Consider the following 3121-nt stretch of genomic DNA (forward strand, 5'->3'; position numbering starts at 1 on the left):
TGTAATCATTGGTGGATGAGTGTTTGTTTTTATCGGGGTTTGCGTGCCAGAGATATTTATGTCAATGCCCCGGACTGGTACTTTCTAAATGGAACAAGTAAAACGGCCATGGGCTACCGCGAATCGGATTGGTCCTTGCCAAGGGACAGACAAATAATTATAGAAAGGCAGAATATATATGATGGTACCTGGACCAAAACACCTTCGATGGGTTGGACTTTTGTTCCGCTTACGCAATACCATGGTGGCGGCAGCGCAGCAACTATTGAACCGCTTTCAGAACATTTGCATGATTACGATGCACATTTAATGCAAAATTTTGGCAGTGGGGTACAAGCCTGCTATCGTGGACCACGATTATTTGATACACCGGCAACAGAAGCACTCGTAAAAAAAGATGTAAACTGGTATAAAAAATATCGCGACATTCTCAATTCCGATATCATACACCTTCGTCGTGCTGACGGAAAAGATTGGGACGGTATATTGCATGTAAACCCGAAGTTAAAGGAAAAGGGTTTTGTGATGCTCTACAATCCTTTAAACAAGGATATTACGCGCACGATCAAACTGCCATTATACTATACCGGACTGAGTAAGACTGCAAGTATTCGAATCGAAAACGGACCCGCAAAAACTTATCGGCTAAATCGGGATTACTCGGTAGAAATAAAGGTAACCATTGCTGCACAGGGATATAGTTGGCTGGTTATTCAGTAAAGATATAAAGCTCGTAAATTTTAATCTTATGTTTAATGTGATCAAGAAACAGTATCTAAAACATACAACCTGTTTACTTATTGTTATAGGTTTATTACTTGGCGGATGTAGCATAACAAGGTCCTTGGTAAGCACAAGGGCAGTAGCCGTTGAAACGATTTCTTTGGCTCCAAGTTCCGAGCCGCAAAAAATTATCACTACGAATTCTTTAGATGAAAACCATACCTCAAATCCAGATGTGATTATTGAAATTGATGACGCAAAACCGGGGCAATTAATGGATGGAATTGGCGGCGCATTTAATGAGCAGGGTTGGGATGCCCTTTTATCGCTTTCACCATCGGAAAGACAACTGGTTCTTGAAAATTTATTTAATGTCAAAAATGGTGCAAATCTTTGTTTCAATCGGATTCCAATTGGTGCCAGTGATTTTGCTTTAAGTGCCTATTCCCTGGACGATACAAAGGATGATTGGCCCCTGAAAAATTTTTCTATTAAGCGTGACGAATCTTGCATGATTCCGTATATAAAGGCTGCGCAGCAAATAAACCCGAGAATGAAATTTCATGCTTCACCTTGGTCGCCGCCCGGGTGGATGAAAACAAATGGAAGTCAGACAGGTGGTGGAGAACTGCTGGGTGATAATCGTACGCTACAGACGCATGCCCATTATTTGGTGAAGTTTCTCAAAGCTTACGAAGGACATCATATTTTTATTGACCGTTTATGCCCTCAGAACGAACCGCTTGTATCGGGCAGTTATCCGGGGTGTAAGATTCCCGCATCCCTATATTGTCGGGCAGTAACTGAATTTATTATTCCTGCAGTAAAAAAGGCTGGCTTAAAAACCAGAGTCTGGGCTGGTACGTTTAATTATTGGAAGGCCGATACACGTAAACATTTTGAAGCAATATTTGCGTCAGAACAGATGAATCGAGCTATTGGCGGAATTTCGTTTCAATATAGCAATATAGATTGGGTTAAGCAATATCATGAGAAATACCCGGCGGTTAGCATGCAGCATTCTGAATCTGAATGTTACAATGGCGCCAATGCCAAAGTAGAGGTTCTGCGTGACTTTCAGGACTATATTGCTTATACCAGAGCGGGATGCGGGCTTTTTACCTTTTGGAATATGGTTTTGCCGGAACCACATACCAGCACTTGGGGCTGGAGCCAGAATAGTCTGGTGACGATAGATAAGAAAAAGAAAAGTGTTCAATATGAGCCTTCCTATGCGCTAGCGAGGTTTTTGGGGCACCATGTCATTGCAGGGTCGCATTATTTACCAGCAAGGATTACCAAAGGAGATTCATTGATCGGTGATTTAAATTTTGCGCCCAAGGATTGTGTGAAATTTATGCATACCGAGCTAGCCAAAGGAGAACAGGTTGCCGCCTTTATAAAGCCAAATGGTAATATCGTTGTCTTCTTGCTAAATCAGGGGGGTGCTGTAACAGCGAAATTAAAGACTGGTCATAAATCGGTGGAGGTTACGTTGCCGGCTGAAAGTTTGGTTGCTGCTGTCTTTTGATACCTCAATGGAAATATAGCTTTAAAGGTTATAAGGAACATTTTTCGGGATTATATTCGATTTAAAAAATATACTGATGAAAAGAATTACTTTCTTGGTTTTGACGTTTTTGTTGATAGCGACATTTATTTATGCCGCTGCGGGAAATGATCCCAGAATATGGTTTTCACATCCGGCACAAAAATGGGATTCCGGGGGGTTGCCCATTGGCAATGGGCGTATGGGGGCCATGATGATGGGTGGGATTCAAAAAGACGTTATACAATTTAATGAGCAAAGTCTCTGGAGTGGGGATAATAATTGGGATGGCGGTTATGAAACGGGGGACCATGGTTTTGGATCCTATCGCAATTTTGGGGTGGTGGAAGTAGATTTTAATCAAAAGGATTCTGCCAACAACTACAAAAGAAGCCTGAATCTGGTAAAAGGTATTTACAAGGTGTCTTTCAACAGCCATGGAATAACTTATCGCAGAGAAGCTTTTGCAAGCCATCCCGATCAGGTAATGGTATTTAGTTATACAACGGCGGGGAAAACCGATCAATTATCCGGGCATATTTCATTGCAATCCGCACAAGGAGCGGCGGTACAAGGGGACGACAATAGTTTGCAATTTGCGGGAATTATGCCTAATAAATTGAAATACGCGGCCAAGTTAGTTGTGCAGCACAAAGGCGGTATGGTCGTTGTGAAAGACAATGAGTTATACTTCACCAAATGCAACTCAATAACGCTTTATCTCGACGCGCGCACTAATTATAAGCCCGATTACCATGCGGGCTGGCGAGGTGTAGATCCTTTACCTGTTGTTGAAAAAGAATTGAACGCTGCTACTGATAAAAAATATAAGAAATTGCTGTTAGCGCA

The 3121-nt window shown here is 41.9% G+C and carries 2 protein-coding genes and 1 pseudogene; all 3 read left to right on the top strand.

Annotation, left to right across the window (positions count from 1 at the left end; all coding sequences use genetic code 11):
• Positions 1 to 720: pseudogene (locus tag ACQR30_RS13760) on the top strand (alpha-galactosidase); the annotation flags it as partial.
• Between the two features lie 28 nt (positions 721 to 748).
• Positions 749 to 2254, top strand: a complete 1506-nt coding sequence (locus ACQR30_RS13765) for a glycoside hydrolase family 30 protein (protein ID WP_429736090.1) — start codon at positions 749 to 751, stop codon at positions 2252 to 2254.
• Between the two features lie 76 nt (positions 2255 to 2330).
• Positions 2331 to 3121: glycoside hydrolase N-terminal domain-containing protein (locus ACQR30_RS13770; RefSeq protein ID WP_429736092.1), on the top strand; the 791-nt coding region annotated here is incomplete at its 3' end.

Origin of the sequence: Arachidicoccus sp. (assembly GCF_050436765.1) — a bacterium.
Lineage (GTDB): Bacteria > Bacteroidota > Bacteroidia > Chitinophagales > Chitinophagaceae > Arachidicoccus.

What these genes read in the sequence shown, in the direction of transcription:
- ACQR30_RS13765 (WP_429736090.1), top strand. Translation starts at nt 749, where the DNA reads ATGTTTAATGTGATCAAGAAACAGTATCTAAAACATACAACCTGTTTA.